Raw genomic sequence first — 24,062 nt, forward strand, 5'->3', positions numbered from 1 at the left:
ACCCTCTAAATTAACCCCTTCGCCCGCAGACTGACATGCCCTTCGCGACCGATGATGACGTGATCATGGACAGTCACGCCGAGCAGGCGTCCGGCCTCAGCAATGCGTTGGGTGATCTGGATGTCGGCGCGGCTGGGTTCGGGGCTGCCGCTGGGGTGGTTGTGCACCAGAATCATCGCTGCCGCCCCCAGATCCATCGCCCGGCGTATCACCTCGCGCGGATGGATCGCGGCCTCGTCAATCGAACCATCGCCAAGGTGATGATCCTCGATCAGCCGGTTTTTGGTGTCGAGGTAAAGGATGCGCACGCGCTCCACCGTCAGATGCGCCATATCGGTGGTAAGGTAATCGATCAGCGCCTGCCAGGAACCCAGCACCGGCTTTTTGATGATTTCGCCGCGAGTCATGCGCCGCGCCGCGATGCTGACCGATTTGATCGCGGCGGCGCTGGCCTCGCCCACGCCTTTCACGCGCTGCAACGCCTTGGGATCGGCGTTAAGCACGCCTGCAAGGCTGCCGAACTGCGTGATCAACACCTTGGCGATGGGTTTGGTGTCCCCGCGCGGGATCGCGGCGAACAGCAGGTATTCGAGCACTTCGTAATCCGCGAGCGCCTCGGCTCCGCCGCTCAGCAACCGTTCGCGCAGGCGCGCGCGGTGACCGTCGCCTGCGGATTTACCCGCGTCCGAACGGGCAGGCGGTTCGCCTCCAAAATCGAAATGGTCTTCAGCTTCCGGCAATGCGACCCCCGGCAGGAATTGATCCTGCCTGCTCATTGCCTTTGAGCGATGATGCGCGCAAGGGTTGGGGACGATGCCGGTGGCGGATGAGCAGCAGATAGAGAGTGCCCAGGATGGCGCGCGGCGGTGGTTCTGGCCGCGCCGCTGGCGTACCCGCATCGCTGCTGGCGGCGCGATTGCGGCGCTGGTCGCGGGCAGCGCAGCATGGATTGACCGGGAACGCATCGCCAGCGATTTTATCGACGATTATCTCGCCGCCAATGGCGTGCCGGCCACTTACGACATCATCGCCATCGGCCCGCGCATGCAGGTGATCGAAAATCTGGTGGTGGGCGATCCGGCGCGTCCTGATCTGACCGCGCGGCGGATGGTGGTGGAACTTGGCGTGGGCTGGGCCGGGCCGGAGGTGCGGCGGGTGACGCTGGACGGCACGCGGGTGTTTGGCACCTATCAGGACGGCGTATTCAGCCTCGGCGCGCTTGATCCGCTGGTGTTTACCGATAGCGTCGAACCGCCTGCGCTGCCCGCAATTGATGTGGTGGTGAATGATGCACGCGCGCTGATCCAAAGTGATTTTGGCGCGGTGGGCATCACGCTCGACGGGGCGGGGCGGCTCGATGATGGCTTTGCCGGAACGCTCGCGGCAACCGCGCCGGGGATCGGGGTTGAAGGCTGCCGGGCGGAGCGCGCGACGCTCTATGGCCAGCTGACCATGGCAAGCGGCGCGCCTAGCCTTTCCGGCCCGTTGCGGATCGGCGATCTCGCTTGCGGCGGGGCCAGCATGGCGCGCGCCGATATCGGCACCGTGCTGTCATTAAAGCGCGATTTTGCCGGAGCCGAAGCCGATCTTGTCGTCGAGGGTGGCGGAATCGCCATGGCGGGGGTTTCAGGCGAGGCCCTGTCCGGCACCGCCAAGATAAACTGGGGCGAAAGCGGTTTGGCAATCGCGCATGATCTTGCGCTTGCCAATGTCACTGCGCCGCAGGGCCGTTTGGCGAGCCTATCCGCCGATGGCGCGTGGCGCGGGCCGAGCGATGCCAGCCGGGGGCAGTGGGAAGGCACCTTGCGCGGTGCGGGGCTTGTTCCTGCCGCCGATCTCACCGCCAGCCTTGCCGCTGCCGAGCGCGGGCTGGAAGGCACGTTGCTGGCCCCACTGCTCGCCAAGGCGCGGGGCGGGGTGGATGATGCGCTGACCGGATCGCGCTTCTCCGCCGAGGCGATTGTGCGGCACAAGCGCGGCGAGATTGCGCTGATCGTCCCCGAAGCTGCGCTGACCAGCCGCGCGGGCACGCGGGTGCTGGCGCTGTCGCAGATCAATGCCGGGATCGCGGGTGAGGGGCTTTCCGGGCTGCGCGGCAATATCCTTGCGGGCGGCGAAGGCCTGCCCAGCATCAATGGCCGGATCGAGCAGGAGCCGGGAGATGGCTGGACGCTGCGGCTGGCAATGGCGGACTACGCGGCGGGCGCGAACCGGCTGGCGATCCCGCGTATGACGTTGCGGCAGATGCGCGGCGGCGTCATCGACTTTGCCGGGTTGATCACCGCGAGCGGCGATTTGCCGAGCGGCGGCGTAACTGACCTCACCTTGCCGATGGAGGGCACCTGGTCGGCGCGTGGCGGGCTTGCGGTGGGCCGTCGGTGTATGCCGGTGCGGTTCGGCGCGTTGGCACTGTCCGGATTGCGGCTTGCTGGTCAGGCGATCACGCTATGCCCCGAAGGCGGCGGGCCGATGCTGGCTTATGATACTGACCTCAGGCTGGCCGCAAGCACGGGGAAACTCGCGCTGGCCGGCACCCTTGGCGATAGCCCTGCAAACCTTGCCGCTGATGCGGTGATGCTGCGCTACCCTTCGCCCTTCGCTATTTCCGCGTTGGCTGCGCAGATCGGCTCGCCCGGCAGCGAGATACGTCTGTCCGCTGCCAGCCTCACCGGCAGCCTGACAGGCGAAATCAGCGGCGAATTTGCGGGCGGTGCGGCGCAGATGGAGGTCGTCCCGCTCGATATCGGCGCGCTGGCCGGGCGCTGGTCATTTTCCGATGGCGTGTTGCGGGTGGGAGACGGCGCGTTCACCTTGACCGACCGCGTCGTAGAAGGCGAACCCCGGTTTGAACCGCTTATCGCGCGCGGTGCGAGCCTGCTGTTCGATGGCAACGCGATCACCGCCGACGCGACGCTGCGCCACCCCGCGTCAGACAAAGTGGTGACATCGGTGGCAATCACCCACCAACTTGAAACCGCACGCGGGAACGCACGGCTATCTGTTCCCGGCATCGTGTTCGACAAAAGCCTCCAGCCCGAAGACCTGTCCTATCTTGCCAAGGGGGTGATCGCGTTTGCCGATGGCTCGGTCAGCGGCGATGGCCGGATCGACTGGATTGGCGATGACATCACCAGCAACGGCACCTTTGCCAGCGATGGCGTCAATTTCGCCGCGGCATTCGGCCCGGTTCGGGGACTTGCGGGCGAGGTGCGGTTCACCGACCTGCTCAACCTCACCACCGCACCCGATCAGCGTGTGCGCATCGCCGCGATCAATCCGGGGATCGAAGTGCTCGATGGCTCCGTGCAGTTTGAAGTCAAGGACGGCACGCTGCTCAACCTTGAAGACGCGCGCTTCCCCTTCATGGGCGGCGAATTGCGGATGCACCCGCTGGCAATGGATTTCAGCCAGCCGGAAGAACGCCGCTACGTGTTCGAGATTATCGGTCTGGATGCCGCCACTTTTGTGGCGCAGATGGAACTCACCAATCTCGGTGCGACCGGTACCTTTGATGGCACCGTGCCGATTGTGTTCGATACCGATGGCAATGGACGGATCATCGGCGGCCTGGTGGTCAGCCGCGCGCCCGGCGGCAATGTCGCCTATATTGGCGAACTCACCTACGAAGACCTCGGCGCGATGGGCAATTACGCCTTTTCGGCGCTGCGCTCGCTCGATTACCGGCAGATGAGCGTCGGCCTGAACGGCGATCTGGCGGGTGAGATTATCACCAATTTCGATTTTGACGGTGTGCGGCAGGGGGAAGGCACCAGCCAGAACTTTGTCACACGCCGCCTGGCAAAGCTGCCGATCCGTTTCAAGGTCAACGTCCGTTCGGAAAATTTCTACGAATTGGCCACGATGGTGCGATCATTGTGGGATGTCGATTTCCTCGGCAATCCGGTCGATCGCGGGCTGCTCAAGGCCGAAGGTGGCCGGTTCGTTCCCGCCAATCCTGCTGCAAAACCTGTTCAACTTCCTGAAAGCGAAGATCAGCCATGACGCACATCGAATTGACCGCAACAGCGCGCGCTGCCACATCCCCGAACGCAACACGGGGAGGGCAAGCGCGGATGACGCGGCAAGGCACAGGACGTTCACGCCGGGCGATGATGGCCGGGGCTGCGATCCTTTCGGCAGGGCTGGGCGGCTGCATCAATATCGCCGCCCCGGACGAACCGATCGTGATCGAGCTCAACATCAACATCCGGCAGGAAGTGATTTACCGGCTGGCGCAAGACGCCGCCAATACGATTGATGAAAACGCGGACATCTTCTGAACCGGAAGATGCTGCGATCAGGAGGAATGATGATGCGCAATGCAATGCTAGCCGGAATCGCCGCGCTGACGGTGTTCGGCCTTGCCGCCGGACCGGCGCAGGCGCAGCGCGATCCTGCCTATGCCGCCGCACGCGCTGCGGGCAAGGTCGGCGAACAGGCCGATGGATACCTTGGGATTGTCGGCGCGGCTGACCCGGCGTTGCAGCGGCTGGTGGATGATATCAACATCAAACGCCGCGCGGTTTATGCCGAAAAGGCCAAGGAAAACAACGCCACGTTGGAAGCCTATGCGCTGACCGCCGGTTGTCAGGCCGTCGCGCGCACCACCCCGGGTGAAAAATATCGCACTCCCGATGGTAGCTGGCAGACCCGCACAGACGCTGCCCCGATCCGCGACGCGCGCTGCCCGTAATCTGTTTGCGTTCTTATCTCGGTAATCAAGAACGCCCCCATGTTGACACTATTGGGCCCCCCTTCTAAGGGGACGGCGCCCTCGGCGGGCACCGTGTTGCGCGTGGCTTGGCTTTCCCTTACGGAGCCCGGCATGAGCGATGAGGAACCCGCCCGAGAACCTATCCAGGAGGATGCGCGGATCGATGCGCTCGAAGCGCGGCTGAAGGCCGCACGCGAGCGTGAAGATGAACGCAACCGGCCGCAGGTTTCCGCTCCCGATGCGAATTATCGCAGCGGTAGCCGGGTGCTTGCGGATTTGCTCGGAGGGATTCTCGGCGGTCTGGTTTTTGGCTGGGTCATTGACCATTTTGCCGGAACCCTGCCCTGGGGACTGTTGACCGGATTATTCATCGGAATAATCGTGGCCTTCAGGAATATTTTTCGGATGGCGAACATACGGCCCGCCGATCCTCCGCAAGAGGATTAATCAGCGGGCCGGATGATCAACAATTTAGGGACCTAACCGAAGTGTCAGCCGCTGTGGCAGCCGAACCGGCCAAAGTTGATCCGATGTATCAGTTCACCATCAAGCCATTGGCTGAGTTGGAACTGGCCGGATTCGACATTTCCTTCACCAACAGTGCGGCGTGGATGCTGGTCACCACGATCGTGTTGTTCGGCTTTGTGCTTGGCGGAATGAAGCGCCAGCTGGTGCCGGGGCGCTGGCAGATGGCGGTGGAGTTTTTCACCAGCTTCATCGACGACATGCTTCAGGCGAATATCGGCGATGCCGGTCGCAAATATGTGCCCTACGTCTTCTCGCTGTTCATGTTTATCCTGTTTGCCAACATTCTTGGCCTGTTGCCGCTGGGCGTGGTTGGGTTGCATCCGTTTACCTTCACCAGCCATTTCACCGTCACCGGGGTGCTCGCGCTGATCACGATTTCGATCGTGCTGGTGGTCGGTTTCTGGAAGCACGGGCTGCACTTCTTCGGCCTGTTCGTGCCGCACGGCACGCCGCTACTGATGGTGCCGCTGATCTTCGTGATCGAACTGTTCTCGTTCATCTTGCGCCCGTTCAGCCTCGCGCTGCGACTGTTTGTCGCGATGATGGCGGGCCATGTGCTGCTCGAAGTTCTGTCCAGCTTTGTGATTGACGGCTCCAATGCCGGCGCATTGTGGGGCGGGGTGGTTGGTTTGCCCAGCTTCTTGCTGATGATCGGCATCTGCGCGCTGGAAATCCTGGTTTCGGGCATCCAGGCCTATGTCTTCGCGCTGCTCACTGTTTTCTACATAAATGATGCAGAAAATCTGCATTAATCCCTCAACGCTTACGAATTAAGAACCGAAAGGAATCAATGATATGGATATGGAAGCTGCAAAGCTCATCGGTGCGGGTCTCGCTGCTATCGGGACCGGCCTCGCCGCCATCGGCGTGGGCAATATCTGGGGGAGCTTCCTGTCGAGCGCGCTCCGCAATCCGGGCGCCGCAGATGGCCAGCAGGGCCGCTTGTTCGTCGGCTTCGCTGTGACCGAACTGCTCGGCCTGCTCGCCTTCGTGGTGGCGATGATCCTGATTTTCGTCGCCTGATTATACGACATCTTACGGGCCGGTTCGCAACCGGATCGGCCCGCCTGACTTAGCGCTTTTGTTCCGGGACGTAGCCCAATGCCCCAGATAGCCCAGCTAGCGGACACCTATGCCAGCCAGATATTCTGGTTGCTGGTGTTCTTTGGCCTCACCTTTTTTGTCGTTGGCCGCGGGATGGTTCCCAAGGTCATGAGCACGGTTGCCGACCGTGACAGTCAGATCGCCGCCGATCTGGCCGTTGCCGAGGCTGCGCGCGCCAGAGCGGACGACGAGGAAGCGGCGTGGCGCAAGCGCGAAAATGACAACCGGGCTGCGGCGCAGGCACTGGTCGCGAAGGCCAAGTCCGACGCCGCAGCCAAGGCCGAAAAGAAGCTCGCCGCCGCGCAAAAACGGCTCGACACCAAATTGGCCAAGGCCGAGGCCGAGATCGCCGAAGCGCGCAAGAATGCGCTCGCTGAGATCGAGGATGTAGCGGTTGAGGCTGCGCAGGATATCGTCAAACGGCTCGCAGGCGTTTCAGTGACGAAGCCTGCGGCAGCCAAGGCGGTCAAGGAGGCAATGGCTCATGGCTAATCCGATCGCAGCACTTCCGACTGATGCGACGCAGGCTGTGGTCGAAGTCGATCACGCGCCTGCGGGCGCTCATGCAGAGCCCGAACTGTTCGGCCTCGCGCCGTTCCAGATCGTTGCACTAGCGATGCTGGTGCTGATCGTGATCATGGTGTGGAAGAAAGTCCCCGGCATGATCGCTGGCGGACTAGATGCCAAAATCGCCGTAATTCGCACGCAGTTGGAAGAAGCCAAGACGCTGCGCGCCGAGGCTGAGGCCCTGCGCGATGAATACGCCGCCAAAATCGCCAGCGCCGAAAAGGACGCCGAAGTGCTGCTTGATGGCGCCCGGGCCGAAGCTGACGCGATCCTCGCGCGGGCTGAAGCCGATAGCGCGGCGATGGTCGCGCGCCGTCAGCGCATGGCCGAAGACAAGATCGCCGCCGCCGAACGTGCCGCGATTGCCGAGGTCAAGGCGCGCGCTGTGACCGCCTCTGCTGCTGCATCACGCAAGCTGATTGCCGCGCGTCACGACAGCGCGGCAGATCGGACGCTGACCGACGAAGTGATTGCCTCGCTCTGAGTGCATCTGAAATTGCATTGTGAAAAGGGCGGCCCGTCGTGGCCGCCCTTTTTCGTTCGAGAGGCTACGCGCCGGGCACAAACACCACCTTGCCCACCAATTCGCGCTGCGCCATCGCCGCAAAGCCTTCGCGCCAGCGGGAAAGCGGCAGGATGCGATCAATCGAGGGGGTGATTGTCCCGGCCTCGGCCAGCGCGGTGATGGCCTGTTGCACCGCCCGCCCGCGCTCGGGGAAGCGGCGCGCGTACTCTCCAGCGCGCAGCCCGATGATGCTGAATCCCTTGATCAGCGGGATATTGGTCGCAATTTCCGCGATCCGGCCTGAGGTAAAGCCGACCACAACCAGCTTGCCGCCAAAGGCAACGCAGCGGGTCGATTCGTCGAACACGTCGCCGCCGACAGTGTCGAATACGATGTCGGCCAGCGCACCGTTTGTAATCTGGGCGACCTGTTCGCGGAACCGACCCTCGGCCAACAGCATCGCATCAGGGCGGGCAAGGGCCGCGATGCGCTCGCGCTTGTCGGGACTGCCGGTGGAGGCAATCACACGGGCTCCAAGAGCGCGGGCGAGGTCGCAGGTGGCAAGTCCTACCCCGCCGCTTGCGCCGTGCACTAGCACCCATTGCCCGGGCTTCACGCCGCACAGTTCAACCAGCCCGGTATAGGCGGTGGCATAGGCAGCACCCATCGCAGCGGCGGCGGCAAAGTCCATGCCCTGCGGCATCACAGACAACTTGTCCGCCGGGATACTGGCAAGTTCGGCAAAGGCACCCGTTTTGTTGCCGCCCATGACCCGATCACCCGGGGCATGGCTACTGGCCGGTTCGGCCTCAAGCACTTCGCCCGCCAGTTCCAGCCCGCTGGTGAAGGGCGGTGCGGGTTTGTACTGATAGCCCCCTTGCGTCATCAGCAGATCGGGAAAATTGAGCGACGCCGCGCGGACCCGGATCAGCACCTCGCCGGGCGCGCGGATAGGGGCAGGGACGTCAGCAAGAGTGACACCGGAAAGGTCGTCTGAAAGGCACTCGACCCGAAGGGCCTGCATGGTGCTAGAAATTGTCCTTCGCCGCCCGCAGCGCTGCAAAGGTTTCATGCGGAGCGCTGCCGCCCCACTTGGCCATTAACGCCGGATCATCAGCCCGCAGGAACGGGTTGGTCGCCAATTCGCGTTCCAGCGTGGTTGGCACTGTCCATTCATCACGCGCGCGCTTGGCGGCGATTTCTTCGGCATAGGCCTGCAAGGCGGTGTTATCAGGATCGGCATGGAGCGCGAATTTTGCGTTCGATGCGGTGTATTCGTGCGCGCAATACAGCACGGTTTCGGGCGGCAAGGCCTTGATGCGCGAAAGGCTGTCCCAGAACTGCTTCGGCTCACCTTCGAACATGCGTCCGCAGCCCAATGCAAAGACGCTGTCACCGACGAACGCGACTCCCGCAGAGGGAAGGTAATAGGCGATGTGGCCGTTGGTGTGGCCGGAAACGTCGATCACCTGCGCTTCGACCGCGCCCAGTTTTACCGTGTCACCGTGGGCGATGATGCGATCGATCGGGAATTTGCCGTCGACTTCTGCCGGGCCGGTAATGGTGCAGTCAGTCGCGGCCATTATCGCTTCATTGCCGCCTGCGTGATCGGGGTGCCAGTGGGTGTTCCAGATCTGCGTGATGCGCCAGCCTTTCAGTTCGGCCTGTAGCAGATATTCTCTGGCGTCAGGGGTGTCGATCGCCGTGGTTTGATGGCTGTCGGTATCGTGGACGAGGTAGCCGTAGTTGTCGCTAAGGCATGGGAATTGGTGAACATGGATCATGGCGCTGACCTTACAGGCCCAGCTGCCAAAGGAAAAGGCCCGCCTGCTCGATTGAGCGGGCGGGCCTTTCGATCAGGCTTAAAGGCGGCTCCTGCTTGCGCAGGAGCGCACCGCTAACCTCAATCTTCCTTCTTCTTCAGCGCGGCGCCGAGGATATCGCCCAGCGATGCGCCCGAATCGGAAGAACCGAACTGTGCCACGGCTTCCTTTTCTTCGGCGATCTGACGCGCCTTGATCGAGAAGTTGGGCTTCTTCGAACGGTCGAAGCCAATCACCATCGCATCGATCTTGCTGCCGACCTGGAAACGGTCAGGACGCTGTTCGTCACGGTCACGGCCAAGATCGGCGCGCTTGATGAAGCCGGTCGCACCGTCTTCGCCAACCTGCACTTCCAGCCCGCCGTCGCGCACTTCGAGCACAGTGACGGTAACGGTCTGGTTCTTGCGCAGCGCACCTGCGGTGGAGGCGCCTTCGGCAGTCGGCGCACCCTTTTCAAGCTGCTTCATGCCGAGGCTGATGCGTTCCTTGTCGACATCGACATCGAGCACCACGGCCTTGACCATTTCGCCCTTGCGGTGAAGCGCCAGCGCATCCTCGCCCGAAATGCCCCATGCGATGTCCGACATGTGAACCATGCCATCGACGTCGCCATCGAGGCCGACGAACAGGCCGAATTCGGTCGCGTTCTTGACTTCGCCTTCGACCACCGCGCCAACGGGGTTCTTTTCGGCAAATTCGTCCCACGGATTGCGCTGGGCCTGCTTGAGGCCGAGGCTGATCCGGCGCTTGTCGCTATCGACTTCGAGCACCATGACTTCGACTTCCTGCGAGGTCGAAACGATCTTGCCGGGGTGAACGTTCTTTTTCGTCCAGCTCATTTCCGAAACGTGGACAAGGCCTTCGATGCCAGCTTCGATTTCGACGAAGGCGCCGTATTCGGTGATGTTGGTCACTTGGCCCGTCAGCTTCGCGCCAACCGGATACTTGGCGGCCACGCCATCCCACGGATCGCTTTCGAGCTGCTTCATGCCGAGGCTGATGCGTTGGGTATCGGCGTTGATGCGCACGATCTGCACCTTCACGGTGTCACCGATATTGATGACTTCGCTGGGGTGATTGACGCGCTTGTAGCTCATGTCGGTGACGTGCAGCAGGCCATCGATGCCGCCCAGATCAACGAACGCACCGTAATCGGTGATGTTCTTGACCACGCCGTCGATGATCTGGCCTTCGACGAGGTCGTTGATCAATTCGCTGCGCTGTTCGGCGCGGGTTTCTTCGAGCACGGCACGGCGCGATACGACGATATTGCCGCGGCGGCGATCCATTTTGAGGATCTGGAACGGCTGCGGCATGTCCATCAGCGGCTGCACGTCGCGCACCGGGCGGATATCGACCTGGCTGCCGGGCAGGAACGCCACTGCGCCATCAAGATCGACGGTGAAGCCGCCCTTGACCCGGCCAAAGATGCGGCCTTCGACGCGCTTGCCTTCGCCGAATTCGCTTTCCAGCTTGTCCCACGCGGCTTCGCGGCGGGCGCGGTCACGGCTCAGCATCGCTTCGCCGTCAGCGTTCTCGACGCGGTCGACGAACACTTCGACTTCGCCGCCAACGGTCAGGCCGTGGTCGTCATCGCCGCGTGAAAATTCCTTGAGTGAAATGCGGCCTTCGCTCTTGAGGCCAACGTCGATCACGGCAAAGCCGTTTTCGATCGCGGTGACAGTGCCCATGACGACGCGGCCTTCAAAACCGTCTTCGCCGGCACCGCCGAGTTGTTCGTTAAGCATCGCCTCGAAATCGGCGCGGGTGGGCATTTGGGTTGCCATAAGTCAGGTCAGTCCTGTTTATTCGTTGTGCTACCGGCCACCGGTTTTTCCGGGGTCTTAAACTGCTTCCCACGCACCATTGCGGGGGCTGGCAGGGCAAGAGGCCGAGTTCTCCGCGTCGCCGAATGCGAAAACGCGAAGGTCCTTCAACCGTAAGGATTGCGAGAACGGACGCGCGCCTAGGCGAGAGCGGCGCGAAATGCAAGGATTTTCCCCCGATCCCGCCCGGATGCGGGCTTCGCAGTCCGATATGTAGGAGACACATGTTACACTGTTCAGAACGCAAAAATATCGCTGGCCGCCGCATGGGGTCGGGACAAGCTGCATCGCGACGAAGATGGGCGGACGTGCCCTGCCAGGACTTTCCTGCATCGGCGGCGCGTAGGAAAGCCCCTTTCAGGACGCACCCAAACGCGTGCAAACGGCGTCGACCACCACATTAATCGCCTGATCGCGGCCAAGGTGGGTGGTATCGATCACCAGCGCATCAGGCGCGGCGAGCAAAGGAGCATCGTTGCGGCCCATGTCGCGGGCGTCACGGGCGGCAATATCGCGCTCGACTGCGGCAAGCGCTGCATCGATCCCTCTTCCTTGCAGTTCAAGCCAGCGGCGGCGCGCGCGTTCCGCGACGCTGGCGGTGACGAACAGCTTCACGTCGGCATCAGGTGCAATCACGGTACCGATATCGCGCCCGTCCAGCACCGCGCCGCCGGGCTGGGTGGCAAACGCGCGCTGGCGTTCATACAGCGCTTGGCGAACAGCCGGATGCACCGACACGCGGCTGGCGAGGCCGCCAACTTCTTCCGAGCGTAGGGTATCATCGTCCAGCAGCGCATCGGAAAAGACGCAGGCGGCCAGCGCATCGGCGGGATCATCAGGATCGCCGCCGTTCAGCGCCACCTGCCGTCCCACTGCGCGATAGAGGAGCCCGGTATCCAGATGCGGCAGCCCGAAATGATCGGCCAACGCCTTGGCAATGGTGCCCTTACCCGATGCGGTGGGGCCGTCGACGGCAATGATCATGCCGGGTTTTTCCGTCGACCCTGCAATGCCCGTGTCAGACCAAACAATGCGATGCCCATCCACACGATTTCCAGAACCAGGGTTGGCAGGTTGAAATTGACCATTAGCGAAACGGTCAGCAGCGCCGCGCCGATGAAATTGACCAGATTGAAAAGCACCATGTTCATGGCCTTCACCACATTGCTGTAGGCATAGGCGGCGACGATGCAGAAACTGCCAGCAAAGCCGATCAGATCGGCGGCCAAGGGGGTGATGTAATCGGTCATGAAGTCCTTTCGGCAAGCATTGTTTCGAATGTCGGGAAGCTGGTCGCTATAGGACGGGTGTCGTCCACTTCGACGCCATCCCTTGAGAAAAGGCCCGCCACAGCCATGCTCATGGCAATGCGGTGATCGAGCCGCGTGGCGACGCTCGCACCGCTGGGCGTGCCGCGCAACATCTCGCCGCCGGTGCCGTGGATGGTAAGGCCGTCTGCGTGCTCCTCCACGCGCGCGCCAGCCAGCGTCAGCGCGGCGGCCATGGTGGCGAGCCGGTCGCTCTCCTTGACCCGCAGTTCGACCAGTCCGGTGGTGCGGGTGGTGCCGTTTGCCAGTGCTGCGGCGACGAACAGCACCGGAAATTCATCGATCATGCTGGGTGCGAGTCCGGGATCGACGTCGATGCCGGTCAGCAGCGAATGCCGCACGCGCAGATCGGCAACCGGCTCGCCGCCGACTTCGCGGGGGTTCAGTTCCTCGATATCCGCGCCCATCTGGCGCAGCACTGCCAGCAATCCGGCGCGGGTCGGGTTCATGCCGACATTCAGGATCGTCAGATCGCTGCCCGGCACGATGCTCGCCGCGACCATGAAGAACGCCGCGGAGGAGGGATCGCCGGGAACGGTCACGTCCATCGGCCTCAACTCTGCTTCGCCGTGAATGCTGATAACACGTTCGCCGCTGTCCTCGCCCACTTCGAGCCGCGCGCCGAAGCCTGCCAGCATCCGCTCGGTATGGTCGCGGGTTGGCACCGGTTCGATCACGCGGGTGATGCCGGGGGTGTTGAGGCCCGCCAGCAGCACCGCGCTTTTGACCTGCGCGCTCGCCACCGGCAGGCGGTAGGTGATCGGCACGGCAGGCGCCGCGCCGCGCAGCATCAGCGGGAGGGTACCGCCCGCCGAAGCCTCAATCGAAGCGCCCATCTGCGCCAGCGGGGCGATAACACGGTTCATCGGGCGGCCCGAAAGGCTGGCATCGCCGACAAAGGTCGCGGTGATCGCGTGGCTGGCAACCAGCCCCATCAACAGCCGGGTCGACGTGCCCGAATTGCCCATGTCGAGCGCGGCCTTGGGTTCGAGCAAACTGCCCACGCCCGCTCCGTGGACTGTCCACACGCCGTCCACCGTGCGTTCCACCTGCGCGCCGAACTGCCGCATCGCCGCCGCCGTGGCGAGCACGTCCTCGCCTTCGAGCAGGCCTGTGATCCGGCTCTCACCCACAGCTAGCCCGGCAAACATCAACGCGCGGTGGCTGATCGACTTGTCGCCGGGAACGCGGATAGTGCCCGTAAGCGGGGCTGAGGGCGCAAAGGTATGGCTGGTCATATGGCGGCGGTCTTTGACAGCGCCCCGCGCTTCTGGCAAGGCGCGCCGCGCATACTGGCCGCGCTCTTGATAAAGGGCTTGCCGGAACCCAATTTCTTGATCAATCCACCAACGATTTTTCAGCCGTTCTGCCCGCCCTTGTCTTGGGGTCGGCGTGTTTTGAGGAATGATAATGGCGAAGCCTGAATGGGGTACCAAGCGTACCTGCCCCAAGTGCGGGGAACGATTCTACGATCTGGGCAAGGATGCCCCGGTGACTTGTATCGAATGTGGAGAGACGTGGTCGCCCGAACCCGTGCTCAAATCCAAGCAGCCGATTCCGTTCGAGGAAGAAAAGAAGAAAGACGTCGAAGCTGACGCCGATCTTGGCGGCGACGACGAACTTGAGGATCTCGACGAGGACGGCGATTCGCCCGACAATGACGTTGATCTTGGCGGTGACGATGATCTGGGTGTTGCCACCACCGGGGACGACGACGAGCACGAATCCTGATTTCTCTCTTGCAAACGGCGGGCGGCCCTTATAATGGCCGCCTCCCGCGAACTGGGCGCAAAGCCGGGTTCGCATGATGACTGGTTCGGGGCCTTAGCTCAGCTGGGAGAGCGCAACACTGGCAGTGTTGAGGTCAGCGGTTCGATCCCGCTAGGCTCCACCAGTCATTCAGACAAAGTCGGTGCTTCGATGGTGAAGTCCGCAACGCTGGCCGACGAGGTTTCGTCCGCCGGCGTTTTTCGCATGATGCGGATGCTGCTGCGTTCGCAAGGAGTTGCTGGCGATGTTTGACACGCTGTCCGACCGTTTAGGCGGCGTATTTGACAAGCTGAAAGGCCGTGGCGTGTTTGCAGGAAAAGTGGGAACCGCTTTTCCGGTTCGCAAACGCGCCGATCACAGAAAAGCGGCCTCAGTCGGCGGAGTGCATCGTTATGTTTGACACGCTGTCCGACCGTTTAGGCGGCGTATTTGACAAGCTGAAAGGCCGCGGCGCGCTGCGTGAGCAGGACGTGCGCGATGCCATGCGCGAAGTGCGGATCGCGCTGCTCGAAGCTGACGTTGCATTGCCGGTTGCCCGCCGTTTCATCGATGCGGTCACTGAAAAGGCCGTGGGTCAGGACGTGCTGCGCTCGGTCACGCCGGGTCAGCAGGTGATCAAGATCGTTCATGACGAATTGATCGCAACGCTGGGCGGGGCGGAAACCGAAGGGCTGAACCTCGACGCCAAGCCGCCAGTGGTGATCATGATGGTCGGCCTGCAAGGCTCGGGCAAGACCACCACGACCGCGAAACTCGCCAAGTTGATCCGCGAACGCCACGGCAAGAAAGCGCTGATGGCCTCGCTCGACGTCAATCGTCCGGCGGCGCAGGAACAGCTGGCGGTGCTGGGCGGACAGGTTGAGGTTGCCACCCTGCCGATCGTCGCGGGCCAGCAGCCGGTCGATATTGCGCGCCGCGCGATGGAATCTGCGCGGCTCCAGAATTTTGACGTGCTGCTGCTCGATACCGCGGGCCGGTTGCACGTTGATGATGCGCTGATGGCCGAAATGAAGGCCGTCGCCAGCGTTTCAGCCCCCACCGAAGTGCTGTTGGTGGTCGATTCGCTTACCGGTCAGGACGCGGTCAACGTCGCGCAGAGCTTCAGCGGCGAAGTGCCGCTGACCGGCGTGGTGCTGACCCGGATGGACGGCGATGCACGCGGCGGCGCGGCGCTTTCGATGCGCGCGGTGACGGGCAAGCCGATCAAGTTTGCCGGGACGGGTGAGAAACTCGACGCAATTGAACCGTTCCGCCCCGCCAGCGTGGCTGATCGCATCCTTGGCATGGGCGACGTTGTCAGCCTGGTCGAACGCGCCGCCGCGACGATCAAGGAAGAAGACGCCGAAAAGCTCGCCCGCAATATCGAAAAGGGCAAGTTCGACCTCAGCGATCTCGCGATGCAGCTTAAGCAGATGCGGTCGATGGGCGGGCTGGGGATGCTCGCTGGCATGATGCCGGGCATGAAGAAGGCCAAGGCCGCGATGGCCAATTCGGGCATGGACGACAAGGTGCTGATCCATATGGAAGCGATCATCGGATCGATGACCGCCAAGGAACGCGCCAATCCCGATCTGATGAATGCCAAGCGTAAAAAGCGGGTTGCGGCGGGCAGTGGCACCGATGTGCAGACGGTCAACAAGGTGCTGAAGATGCATCAGGAAATGGCCCGCGCCATGAAACAGATCAAGAAATTGGGCGGGCTTAAAGGCCTCGCGTCAATGTTCGGCGGCGGCGGTGCTGGCGGGATGCCCGGCCTTGGCGGCCCCGGTGGTTTTGGCGGAATGGGTTCCGGGGGCGGTTTGCCCGGTCTTGGCGGCCCACCGCGCAATAAGAAATAAGTTTGATTTCAACGTTTTTCATCAATTCAATTCGAAAGGTAAAATTCCATGTCGATTTCCATCCGGCTTTCACGCGGCGGTTCCAAGAAGCGCCCCTATTATCGCATCGTGGCTGCTAACAGCCGCAGTCCGCGCGACGGCAAGTATCTTGAACAGATCGGCACCTATAACCCGCTGCTGGCCAAGGACAGCCCGGAACGGGTGAAGCTGATCGAAGATCGCGCGCGTTACTGGCTTGGCGTTGGTGCGCAGCCGACCGACCGTGTGGCGCGTTTCCTTGACGCCGCCGGTATCAAGGAGCGCGCAGCGCGCGTGAACCCGAAGAAGGGTGAACCGGGCGAAAAGGCCAAGGATCGCGCCGAAGAAAAGGCCGCCAAGATCGTTGAGGCCGAAGAAGCCGCTCGCGCTGCAGAAGAAGAAGCCAAGGCTGCAGCTGCCGCGCCGGCCGTTGAAGAAGCGCCCGCCGCTGAGGAAGCCCCGGCTGCCGAGGAAACGCCCGCCGCTGAAGAAGCTCCGGTTGCAGAAGAAGCTGCCGTTGAAGAAGCCGCTGCCGCTGAAGAAGCGCCCGCCGCAGAAGAAGCGCCCGCCGCAGAAGAAGCGCCCGCAGCAGAAGAAGCTGCTGCCGCTGAGGAAACTCCCGTTGCGGACGAAGCCGCTGGCGAAGAGCAGGCCTAAGGCTGATCGCTGATGCCAAACTCCGTTCGTCCTGAGCCGGTTGAAGAACTGCATTTTTCCTCGGCAAGTTTGCCGGAAGAAGTGCAGGGCGTTGACCGGCTCAGCCCGAACGGGGGTGGGATATGACCGGCAAACCCATCACCCTTGCCGCCATCGCGGGCGCGCATGGGGTGGCGGGCGAAGTGCGGTTGAAGCTGTTCGGGGAGGGCGTGTCTGCGCTCTCCCATCACAAAAGTTTCAACGATGGCGCGCTGACGCTGCTCAAAATCCGCGATGACGGCAAGGGCGGCGGCGTTGCGCGCTTTGCCGAATGCAGCAGCCGCGCCGATGCCGAACGTTTGCGCGGCACCGCGCTGACCGTGCCGCGCGAGGCGCTGCCGCCGCTGGCTGAGGGCGAATTTTACCACGCTGACCTGCTTGGCCTGCCGGTTGTGACTGACACGGGCGAGGCAGTTGGCCGCGTGCTCGCGATCGAAAATTTCGGCGCGACCGACATCATCGAAATCACCCGCGAACCGGCGCCTGAAAAGGGGCCAAAGACCTTCATGGTGCCGATGATCCCGGCAGCGGTGATTGCATGGGATGCAGAACGGCTGGTGATCGCTCACGCTTACGCCGAGGAATAGGCGCTGCCGGCACAAACGGCGCTTTGTGGCACCGCATTGCCGCCCAACTGCACAGCAGCCCATATCAGGTGCCTATTAACCTGTCTGATGGTATCTTCCTTCCACGCCGGGTCGCGCTGGCGCCGGGCTTTCTCGTTTTCGTAACGGGTTGGCTCGCAGGAAGGTTAATAGAATGCAGCTGTTCTCGTCCTGGACGGGCAGCGATTTCCTGCTGTTTTATATCATGCTGCTGGTGTTGTGCACGTGTGCGGCATGTTGGATCCCGGCGCATCTGCGCGCCGCCGGGCGTCGCGGCGAATCGCCTGATGCCGAAGACCTCGCCATGCTGGCAGGAGGGCGCGCCACCCATACCGATTCGGTGATCGCCGATCTTTACGCGCGCGGCGGGCTGAAGGATTCCGGCAAGGGCACACTTGGCGTCACCGATCCGGGCCTGCCCGCAAGCCCTGCGGGGCGGGCGCTGCTTGGGCTGCGCGAACCTTTCAGCCGATCTGAGGCCGAGGATCTTCTTGCCGCTCACGCCATCCGGGTGGCGGCCCGGCTGCGACGTCAGGGGATGATGATGCGGCCCGATCAGCTCAATCGCCTGCGCTGGCTTTCGATTGCCCCCTTCGGCGCGTTACTCGCGTTCGGCATTTACCGTCTGCGCGCCGGAAGCACCCTGAGCGAGCCGACCGAGTATCTTGCGGCGCTTCTGGTGTTGACGGTGGCACTGGCAGTGTTCCGCTGGGTCAGGTTCGACCGGCGCACCGCCGCCGGGATCGAGGCGGTGAAGGACTTGCGCGCCAATGCGCCGCACCTGCGCAGCGCGCCGCCAGCCGGTGAGGCGGCGATGGCCGTGGCGCTGTTCGGCACCGGAGTGCTGGTCGGCACCCCGTGGGAACCCGTTCATGCGCTGCGCCACAAGGCCAGCAAGGCGTAGCTGCAGTTACGGCGGCGGCGGTTGCGGTAGCTAAGCGCTGCGCGTAAGCGGCGGGGATGAACAGAGTTCAGCTCAATATCGGTCAATTTGCCCCCGATGTGCGCGTAATTGTGCAGGCGGGCGAGGGTGTAGCATGGTACTGATTTCGTGGTTTATGGGATTCGCCGTCTTTGCAGGGTTGGCGTTGCTGTTTGGATTTATCGCGAATTTTGCTTTTAAGCGAAGCTCGCCCGCCCGCCGGGCGCTCTATGCGGCGGCCACACTCGGTGTCTTGATCACTATCCCAGCGTATGCTGCGCTTATCGATGAGGGTGCGGAAATTGTTTCGATTGTTGGGGTCGCTGTGGCCACGGCAATCTTGTCGGCTGTAGCTTTCCCGCTCGCGCTGGTAATGACGAGACGCAAACCGGCCCAACCGGATTATTCGGTCTTCGACTAAATGACCTTCGCCGCCACCATCCTCACGCTCTATCCCGAGATGTTTCCGGGGCCGCTTGGGCATTCTATCGCGGGCCGTGCGCTGGCCGAGGCCAAGTGGGCCTGCGAAACGGTGCAAATCCGCGACTTTGCCACCGACAAGCACCGCACCGTCGATGATACGCCCGCAGGCGGCGGGGCGGGGATGGTGCTCAAGTGCGATGTGCTGGCGCGGGCTTTGGACCATGCCATCCTCCCCGGAACGGGGAGGTGGCAGACGCCGCAGGCGGCTGACGGAGGGGAGTCGCCTCAGGCGCCGCGCCCGGTCGAGAGTCCCCTCCACCATTCTGCGGCCAAGGCCTTGAATGGTCCCCCTCCCCGTTCCGGGGAGGATCTGCGCCCCATCCTCGCCATGACTCCGCGCGGCAAACCGATCACCCAAGCCCGCATCCGCGAACTCGCCAGCGGCCCCGGCGTCATCATCCTGTGCGGGCGGTTTGAAGGCTTTGACGAACGCCTGTTCGACGCCCGCCCGGAGATCGAACAGGTCAGCCTTGCCGACATCGTCCTGTCCGGCGGCGAGATGGCTGCGCTTACCATCCTTGACGCTTGCATTCGGCTGCTTCCCGGCGTAATGGGCGCGGCTTCCAGCGGGGATGAGGAGAGCTTTGAACAAAGCCTGCTCGAATACCCGCACTACACCCGACCTCAGGAATGGGAAGGGCGCACGATCCCCGAAGTGCTGCGATCGGGGGATCATGCGAAAATCGCTGCTTGGCGCAAGCTGCGTAGCGAGGAAGACACACGGTCACGCAGGCCGGACTTGTGGGAGCGCCATGAGGGCGCTCGGGTCCAGCCTGCCTCTGGCGCGCAGCGAAAAGACAAGGAACGCAGGCCATGAACCTGATCCAGCAGATTGAAGCCGAAGAAATCGCCAAGTCCGGCAAGGACATCCCGACTTTCCGCGCAGGCGACACCGTTCGCGTTGGCGTGAAGGTGAAGGAAGGCAACCGTGAGCGTGTTCAGAACTACGAAGGCGTCGTGATCGCCCGTTCGAACCGCGGCATGGGTTCAAACTTCACCGTGCGCAAGATGAGCTTTGGCGAAGGCGTGGAGCGCGTTTTCCCGCTCTATTCGCCGATCGTTGAAAGCATCACCGTGGTGCGCCGCGGCGTGGTGCGCCGTGCGAAGCTCTATTACCTGCGCGGCCGCACCGGCAAGAGCGCGCGTATCGTTGAACGGCGCGACAACACGCCCAAGGCGTAAGGCTTTCCAGCCAGCAAATTTCGGGGCGGTGCCGCAAGGTGCCGCCCTTTTGCTTTGTGACCCTTGCCATTCGCGCTCGTCATTGCGAGGAGCACAGCGACGAAGCAATCCAGCGCGGCGACGTCCGCCACTGGATTGCCGCGCCGCCTTCGGGCGGCTCGCAATGACGAGGTGAGCTTTGGATGCGTTCGATACTGGCTGCTGCTGCGGTTTTGCTCAGTTTCCCTGCGTTCGCGGAGGACGCGATGACCACTGACACCCCCACTCTCACCTTCGAACGCCTGTTCGCCAGCCCCGGCCTTGATGGCCCTGCGCCGCGTCAGGTGAAGCTGTCGCCCGATGGCCGCTTCCTCACCCTGCTGCGCAACCGCGCCGATGATCGCGACCGCTACGATCTGTGGGGCTTTGACATCCAAACCCGCGAATGGCGGATGCTGGTCGATTCGCAAGGCTTGGGCAGCGGCCGCGAATTGTCCGAAGACGAAAAGATGCAGCGTGAACGCGCGCGGGTTGGCAGTCTGAAAGGGATCATCAACTATCAGTGGGCCAGCGACGGTTCTGGCGTGCTGGTGCCATTGGACGGAGATTTGTTTCTCGCTAGGCTGGATGGCACCGTCACCCAGTTGACTGATACCGAGGGCACCGAACTCAACCCCAAATTGTCGAGCCGGGGCGGTTTAGTCAGTTTCGTGCGCGACCGGCGATTGTGGGTCGGCCCGGTGGGCGGTGAGGCTGTGCCGATCACCCCGCAGGAAGGCGACACCATCCGCTGGGGCGAAGCCGAATTCGTTGCGCAGGAAGAAATGGCGCGGCTGGCGGGTTACTGGTGGTCGCCCGATGACAGCCGCATCGTGGTTCAGCGCACCGATGAAGCCAGCGTCGGTATCGTCACCCGTGCGGCGATCGGGGCGAAGGGCACCAAGGTGTTCGATCAACGCTACCCGGCGGCGGGCACCGATAATGCCGTGGTTGAACTGTTCGTGATGAACCCGGATGGGGGCGGTCAGGTGAAGGTCGATCTCGGCCTCGATCTCGATATTTACGTCGCCCGCGTCGATTGGGCGCCCGATGGCAGCGCGATTTATGTCCAGCGGCAGGATCGCGCTCAGACGCGGATCGATGTGCTGCGGGTTGACCCGGCGACCGGCGCGAGCATGGTGCTGTTCACCGAAAAAGCCGCGCGCCCCGATTACTGGGTGAACCTGTCGGACAATTACCGCTTCCTCAAGGACGGCAGCCTGCTGTGGTGGTCCGAGCGCAGCGGCTATGGGCATTTCTATCGCTATGCCGATGGGCAGTGGGCGCAGTTGACGCGCGGCACATCGCCCACCACCGCGCTGGTCGGGGTTGATCAGGCGGCGGGAACCTTCACCTATCAGGCGACGGCGGGCGTCCTCACCCAACAGATTTATCGCGCGCGGCTGGATGGAACGGGCGAAACCGAACTGCTCACCGACCCCGCCTTCACCAATGCGGCAGGCATGGATGGGGCAGCGCGAATGCTCTACATCACGCGGTCGAAGCCCGATCAACCGCCGCAGTCCTATCTGGTGACGCCAGACGGCAAGCGCGTCGCCTGGATCGAGGAGAACGCGGTTGCGGGGACACATCCCTATGCGCCCTTCCTCGCCGGGCGCACCACCCCCGAATACGGCACGATTGCCGCTGAGGATGGAACCCCGCTGCACTGGATGATGATCAAACCCAAGATGGAGCCGGGTAAGCGCTATCCGGTGTTCTTCAGCCATTACGGCGGGCCGGGGCCGCAGATGGTGACGAAAGGCTGGGGCGGGGCGCTGGCACAGGCGATTGTCGACAAGGGCTATATCTACTTCGTGCTCGACAATCGCGGATCGGCCAATCGCGGCGTGGACTTTGAACAGCCGATCTACCGCGCGATGGGCGGGGTCGAAGTGCGCGACCAGAAGGCGGGGGCGGAGTTTCTGAAAGGCCTCGATTTCGTCGATCCGGCCAAGATCGCGATCTACGGCTGGTCGTATGGCGGTTATATGACGCTGAAACAGTTGCAGGCTGACCCCGGCCTGTATGCGGCGGGCATCGCGGGCGCGCCGGTGACGCGGTGGGAACTTTACGACACCCACTATACCGAACGCTACATGGGTGATCCGCGTGAGGTGCCAGAGGCTTACGAAAAGGCCAGCGCCATTCCCGATGCCACGAAAATCAGCGATCCGTTGCTGCTGATCCACGGCATGGCGGATGACAATGTGGTGTTTGAAAACTCGTCGGAACTCATCGGCGTGCTGCAGGAAAACAACGTGCCGTTCGAAATGATGCTCTATCCCGGCTACACCCACCGCGTGTCGGGAGAGAAGGTCGGGCCGCACGTCTGGAACAGTATTTTCCGCTTTCTGGAAAGCCACGGGGTGACGCCGCCGGAATAGGTGCGAGGCAAAACATAGCTATTCGTCATGCTGAACTTGTTTCAGCATCCATCCCGCACCATAGAGCCTCGGTGTGTGCGGCTGGATAGACCCTGAAACAAGTTCAGGGTGACGGGCTGGCGGAAATGATGGTCAGGAGTCGAGATGGGTTACCGGGTGGCAGTGGTCGGCGCGACCGGCAATGTTGGGCGCGAAATGATGCAGGTGCTCGCCGAGCGCGCGTTTCCGTGCGACGAGGTGGCAGCCGTCGCATCGAGTCGTTCGGTCGGCAGCGAAGTCGAATTCGGTGACACCGGCAAGATGCTCAAATGCAAGAATATCGAGCATTTCGACTGGGCCGGATGGGACATCGCGCTGTTCGCTGCAGGTTCCGGCCCGGCGCAGGAATATGCGCCCAAGGCGGCGGCTGCGGGCTGCATCGTGATCGACAATTCCTCGCTTTACCGCATGGACCCGGACGTGCCGCTGATCGTGCCCGAAGTGAACCCCGACGCGATCGATGGCTACACCGCGCGCAATATCATCGCCAACCCCAACTGTTCGACTGCGCAGCTGGTGGTGGCATTGAAGCCGCTGCACGATTTCGCCACGATCAAGCGGGTGGTTGTCTCGACCTACCAATCGGTGTCCGGCGCGGGCAAGGCGGGCATGGACGAACTGTTCCAGCAGAGCCGCGCGATCTTTGTCGGTGATCCGGTGGAGCCTTCCAAGTTCACCAAGCAGATCGCCTTCAACGTGATCCCGCACATCGACAGTTTCCTTGATGATGGTTCGACCAAGGAAGAATGGAAGATGATGGTCGAAACCAAGAAGATCCTCGACCCCAAGATCAAACTCAGCGCCACCTGCGTGCGGGTGCCGGTGTTCGTCGGCCATTCCGAAGCGGTGAATATCGAGTTCGAAAACGAGATCAGCGCTGAGCAAGCCATGGATATCCTGCGCGAAGCCCCCGGCGTGATGCTGATCGATAAGCGCGAGGACGGCGGCTATATCACCCCGGTCGAATGCGTCGGCGACGCCGCGACCTTCATCAGCCGCGTGCGCGAAGACCCGACGGTCGAAAACGGCATCACCCTGTGGTGCGTGTCCGACAACCTGCGCAAGGGCGCTGCGCTCAACGCGGTGCAGATTGCGGAACTGCTAGGACGGCGGCATTTGAAGAAGGCGTAAACGATGCGGCTTGCTGTTGTTACCCTTGCTGGCGTGCTCGCCCTTGCTGGCTGTGACAGCGGCGATGTGCCGAGCCCGGCTGAACGGCAGCAGGGCGACGTGGCGGTGCAGGCTGTGCCCGCCAATGTCGTCGAACTGCGTTCCGAAGGGCTGGCCGCTGGGCCGGAGGCGTTCTTTTTCGCTGCCGGTCAGGCCGAGGTTGAGGCCGCGCTCGCGCGGGCGCTGGGCGCGCCATTGCGCACCGGTTCCAACGACGAATGCGGCGCGGGGCCGATCACCTTTACCGATTTTGCCGGCGGGTTGACCGCGCATTTCCAGCAAGGCCGATTGGTCGGCTGGAACTGGCACGGCGCGCAGGATGGCGATGCCCCGGCGAGCGGAACCGTCCGTGTGGCAGGCAATGTGCAATTGGGCAGCCCGCGCAGCGCGGCGCAGGCCGCGCCGGGGTTCGCGCCGGTCGCTGACAGCACCCTTGGCGAAGAATTTGCGCTCGGGGATCGGATCGGTGGCTTTATTGAAGTCGATGCGGTGGCGATGCTGTATGCAGGCACGCAATGTTTTTTCCGGTGAGGTCACAC

The 24,062-nt window shown here is 62.8% G+C and carries 28 protein-coding genes and 1 tRNA gene; 22 read left to right on the forward strand and 7 right to left on the reverse strand.

Features of this window, described 5'->3' with window-relative positions; all coding sequences use genetic code 11:
- Positions 1 to 5: 5 nt before the first annotated feature.
- Entirely contained in the window at positions 6 to 776 is a 771-nt protein-coding gene (radC, locus tag ABIE62_RS06705; RefSeq protein ID WP_354324624.1) for a RadC family protein, read from the reverse strand.
- Between the two features lie 37 nt (positions 777 to 813).
- Here radC and ABIE62_RS06710 point away from each other — a divergent pair, with 37 nt between their 5' ends.
- The 8 genes from ABIE62_RS06710 (at position 814) to ABIE62_RS06745 (ending at position 7,397) form a co-directional block, all read left to right on the forward strand.
- Positions 814 to 4,002, forward strand: a complete 3,189-nt coding sequence (locus ABIE62_RS06710) for an intermembrane phospholipid transport protein YdbH family protein (protein WP_354324626.1) — start codon at positions 814 to 816, stop codon at positions 4,000 to 4,002.
- A 107-nt stretch (positions 4,003 to 4,109) separates the two neighbouring features.
- Positions 4,110 to 4,280 (forward strand): YnbE family lipoprotein, encoded by a 171-nt coding sequence (locus tag ABIE62_RS06715; RefSeq protein WP_354324965.1) that lies wholly within the window; start codon positions 4,110 to 4,112, stop codon positions 4,278 to 4,280.
- A 29-nt stretch (positions 4,281 to 4,309) separates the two neighbouring features.
- Entirely contained in the window at positions 4,310 to 4,693 is a 384-nt protein-coding gene (locus ABIE62_RS06720) for a YdbL family probable chaperone protein (RefSeq protein WP_454184803.1), read from the forward strand.
- A 132-nt stretch (positions 4,694 to 4,825) separates the two neighbouring features.
- Positions 4,826 to 5,161, forward strand: a complete 336-nt coding sequence (locus tag ABIE62_RS06725; protein ID WP_354324968.1) for an AtpZ/AtpI family protein — start codon at positions 4,826 to 4,828, stop codon at positions 5,159 to 5,161.
- 53 nt (positions 5,162 to 5,214) lie between these two features.
- Positions 5,215 to 5,994, forward strand: a complete 780-nt coding sequence (locus ABIE62_RS06730; protein WP_354324970.1) for a F0F1 ATP synthase subunit A — start codon at positions 5,215 to 5,217, stop codon at positions 5,992 to 5,994.
- A gap of 43 nt (positions 5,995 to 6,037) precedes the next feature.
- Complete coding sequence (locus tag ABIE62_RS06735) at positions 6,038 to 6,265, forward strand: F0F1 ATP synthase subunit C (protein WP_354324627.1); 228 nt, start codon at positions 6,038 to 6,040, stop codon at positions 6,263 to 6,265.
- A 78-nt stretch (positions 6,266 to 6,343) separates the two neighbouring features.
- On the forward strand, positions 6,344 to 6,838 hold the full coding sequence (locus ABIE62_RS06740) for a F0F1 ATP synthase subunit B family protein (RefSeq protein WP_354324628.1): 495 nt from the start codon (positions 6,344 to 6,346) through the stop codon (positions 6,836 to 6,838).
- Positions 6,831 to 7,397: a F0F1 ATP synthase subunit B family protein gene (locus ABIE62_RS06745; RefSeq protein WP_354324630.1), complete on the forward strand. Its 567-nt coding sequence runs from the start codon at positions 6,831 to 6,833 to the stop codon at positions 7,395 to 7,397. Before ABIE62_RS06740 ends, ABIE62_RS06745 begins: the two co-directional genes overlap by 8 nt.
- Before the next feature lie 64 nt (positions 7,398 to 7,461).
- Here the strand turns inward: ABIE62_RS06745 and ABIE62_RS06750 are convergent, their stop codons facing one another.
- From ABIE62_RS06750 to aroA, 6 genes are all read right to left on the reverse strand, one after another.
- Positions 7,462 to 8,442 carry an NADPH:quinone oxidoreductase family protein gene (locus tag ABIE62_RS06750; RefSeq protein WP_354324631.1) on the reverse strand — a complete coding sequence of 327 codons (981 nt, stop codon included), beginning with the start codon at positions 8,440 to 8,442 and terminating at the stop codon, positions 7,462 to 7,464.
- 4 nt (positions 8,443 to 8,446) lie between these two features.
- Positions 8,447 to 9,202, reverse strand: coding sequence for a hydroxyacylglutathione hydrolase (gloB, locus tag ABIE62_RS06755; protein WP_354324633.1), 756 nt, complete (start codon positions 9,200 to 9,202; stop codon positions 8,447 to 8,449).
- Positions 9,203 to 9,321: 119 nt separating this feature from the next.
- On the reverse strand, positions 9,322 to 11,028 hold the full coding sequence (gene rpsA, locus ABIE62_RS06760; protein WP_354324635.1) for a 30S ribosomal protein S1: 1,707 nt from the start codon (positions 11,026 to 11,028) through the stop codon (positions 9,322 to 9,324).
- 396 nt (positions 11,029 to 11,424) lie between these two features.
- A complete protein-coding gene (locus ABIE62_RS06765) occupies positions 11,425 to 12,051 on the reverse strand; it encodes a (d)CMP kinase (RefSeq protein WP_354324637.1) in 627 nt (208 codons plus the stop codon).
- Entirely contained in the window at positions 12,048 to 12,317 is a 270-nt protein-coding gene (locus ABIE62_RS06770) for a CBU_0592 family membrane protein (protein ID WP_354324639.1), read from the reverse strand. Before ABIE62_RS06770 ends, ABIE62_RS06765 begins: the two co-directional genes overlap by 4 nt.
- The gene (aroA, locus tag ABIE62_RS06775) at positions 12,314 to 13,633 is read right to left on the reverse strand and encodes a 3-phosphoshikimate 1-carboxyvinyltransferase (RefSeq protein WP_354324641.1); all 1,320 of its coding nucleotides are present in this window, start codon (positions 13,631 to 13,633) and stop codon (positions 12,314 to 12,316) included. Before aroA ends, ABIE62_RS06770 begins: the two co-directional genes overlap by 4 nt.
- Between aroA and ABIE62_RS06780 the strand changes: the two genes are divergently transcribed.
- From ABIE62_RS06780 to ABIE62_RS06845, 14 genes are all read left to right on the forward strand, one after another.
- Positions 13,622 to 13,819, forward strand: a complete 198-nt coding sequence (locus tag ABIE62_RS06780; protein ID WP_354324642.1) for a hypothetical protein — start codon at positions 13,622 to 13,624, stop codon at positions 13,817 to 13,819. The two genes, aroA and ABIE62_RS06780, sit on opposite strands and share 12 nt — an antisense overlap.
- Complete coding sequence (locus tag ABIE62_RS06785; RefSeq protein ID WP_354324643.1) at positions 13,806 to 14,126, forward strand: TIGR02300 family protein; 321 nt, start codon at positions 13,806 to 13,808, stop codon at positions 14,124 to 14,126. The genes ABIE62_RS06780 and ABIE62_RS06785 overlap by 14 nt, the downstream gene beginning before the upstream one ends.
- An 87-nt stretch (positions 14,127 to 14,213) precedes the next feature.
- A tRNA-Ala gene (locus ABIE62_RS06790) sits at positions 14,214 to 14,289 on the forward strand.
- A gap of 120 nt (positions 14,290 to 14,409) precedes the next feature.
- The gene (locus tag ABIE62_RS06795) at positions 14,410 to 14,565 is read left to right on the forward strand and encodes a hypothetical protein (protein WP_354324644.1); all 156 of its coding nucleotides are present in this window, start codon (positions 14,410 to 14,412) and stop codon (positions 14,563 to 14,565) included.
- A complete protein-coding gene (ffh, locus tag ABIE62_RS06800) occupies positions 14,558 to 16,003 on the forward strand; it encodes a signal recognition particle protein (protein WP_354324645.1) in 1,446 nt (481 codons plus the stop codon). Before ABIE62_RS06795 ends, ffh begins: the two co-directional genes overlap by 8 nt.
- A gap of 48 nt (positions 16,004 to 16,051) precedes the next feature.
- Positions 16,052 to 16,678 (forward strand): 30S ribosomal protein S16, encoded by a 627-nt coding sequence (rpsP, locus tag ABIE62_RS06805; RefSeq protein ID WP_454184800.1) that lies wholly within the window; start codon positions 16,052 to 16,054, stop codon positions 16,676 to 16,678.
- A gap of 122 nt (positions 16,679 to 16,800) precedes the next feature.
- The gene (gene rimM / locus ABIE62_RS06810) at positions 16,801 to 17,304 is read left to right on the forward strand and encodes a ribosome maturation factor RimM (protein ID WP_354324647.1); all 504 of its coding nucleotides are present in this window, start codon (positions 16,801 to 16,803) and stop codon (positions 17,302 to 17,304) included.
- 172 nt (positions 17,305 to 17,476) lie between these two features.
- Entirely contained in the window at positions 17,477 to 18,226 is a 750-nt protein-coding gene (locus tag ABIE62_RS06815; RefSeq protein ID WP_354324648.1) for a TIGR04222 domain-containing membrane protein, read from the forward strand.
- Between the two features lie 133 nt (positions 18,227 to 18,359).
- Entirely contained in the window at positions 18,360 to 18,665 is a 306-nt protein-coding gene (locus ABIE62_RS06820) for a hypothetical protein (RefSeq protein ID WP_354324650.1), read from the forward strand.
- Positions 18,666 to 19,544 (forward strand): tRNA (guanosine(37)-N1)-methyltransferase TrmD, encoded by an 879-nt coding sequence (trmD, locus tag ABIE62_RS06825; RefSeq protein WP_354324651.1) that lies wholly within the window; start codon positions 18,666 to 18,668, stop codon positions 19,542 to 19,544.
- Positions 19,541 to 19,909, forward strand: coding sequence for a 50S ribosomal protein L19 (rplS, locus tag ABIE62_RS06830; RefSeq protein ID WP_354324653.1), 369 nt, complete (start codon positions 19,541 to 19,543; stop codon positions 19,907 to 19,909). Before trmD ends, rplS begins: the two co-directional genes overlap by 4 nt.
- A 182-nt stretch (positions 19,910 to 20,091) precedes the next feature.
- Complete coding sequence (locus tag ABIE62_RS06835; RefSeq protein WP_354324655.1) at positions 20,092 to 22,314, forward strand: S9 family peptidase; 2,223 nt, start codon at positions 20,092 to 20,094, stop codon at positions 22,312 to 22,314.
- A 144-nt stretch (positions 22,315 to 22,458) separates the two neighbouring features.
- Positions 22,459 to 23,484 (forward strand): aspartate-semialdehyde dehydrogenase, encoded by a 1,026-nt coding sequence (locus tag ABIE62_RS06840; RefSeq protein WP_354324656.1) that lies wholly within the window; start codon positions 22,459 to 22,461, stop codon positions 23,482 to 23,484.
- Positions 23,485 to 23,487: 3 nt separating this feature from the next.
- Positions 23,488 to 24,054 carry an aspartate-semialdehyde dehydrogenase gene (locus ABIE62_RS06845; RefSeq protein ID WP_354324658.1) on the forward strand — a complete coding sequence of 189 codons (567 nt, stop codon included), beginning with the start codon at positions 23,488 to 23,490 and terminating at the stop codon, positions 24,052 to 24,054.
- Positions 24,055 to 24,062: the final 8 nt, after the last annotated feature.

Source organism: Porphyrobacter sp. MBR-155 (assembly GCF_040547625.1).
In the GTDB taxonomy this organism is placed as follows: Bacteria; Pseudomonadota; Alphaproteobacteria; order Sphingomonadales; family Sphingomonadaceae; genus Erythrobacter.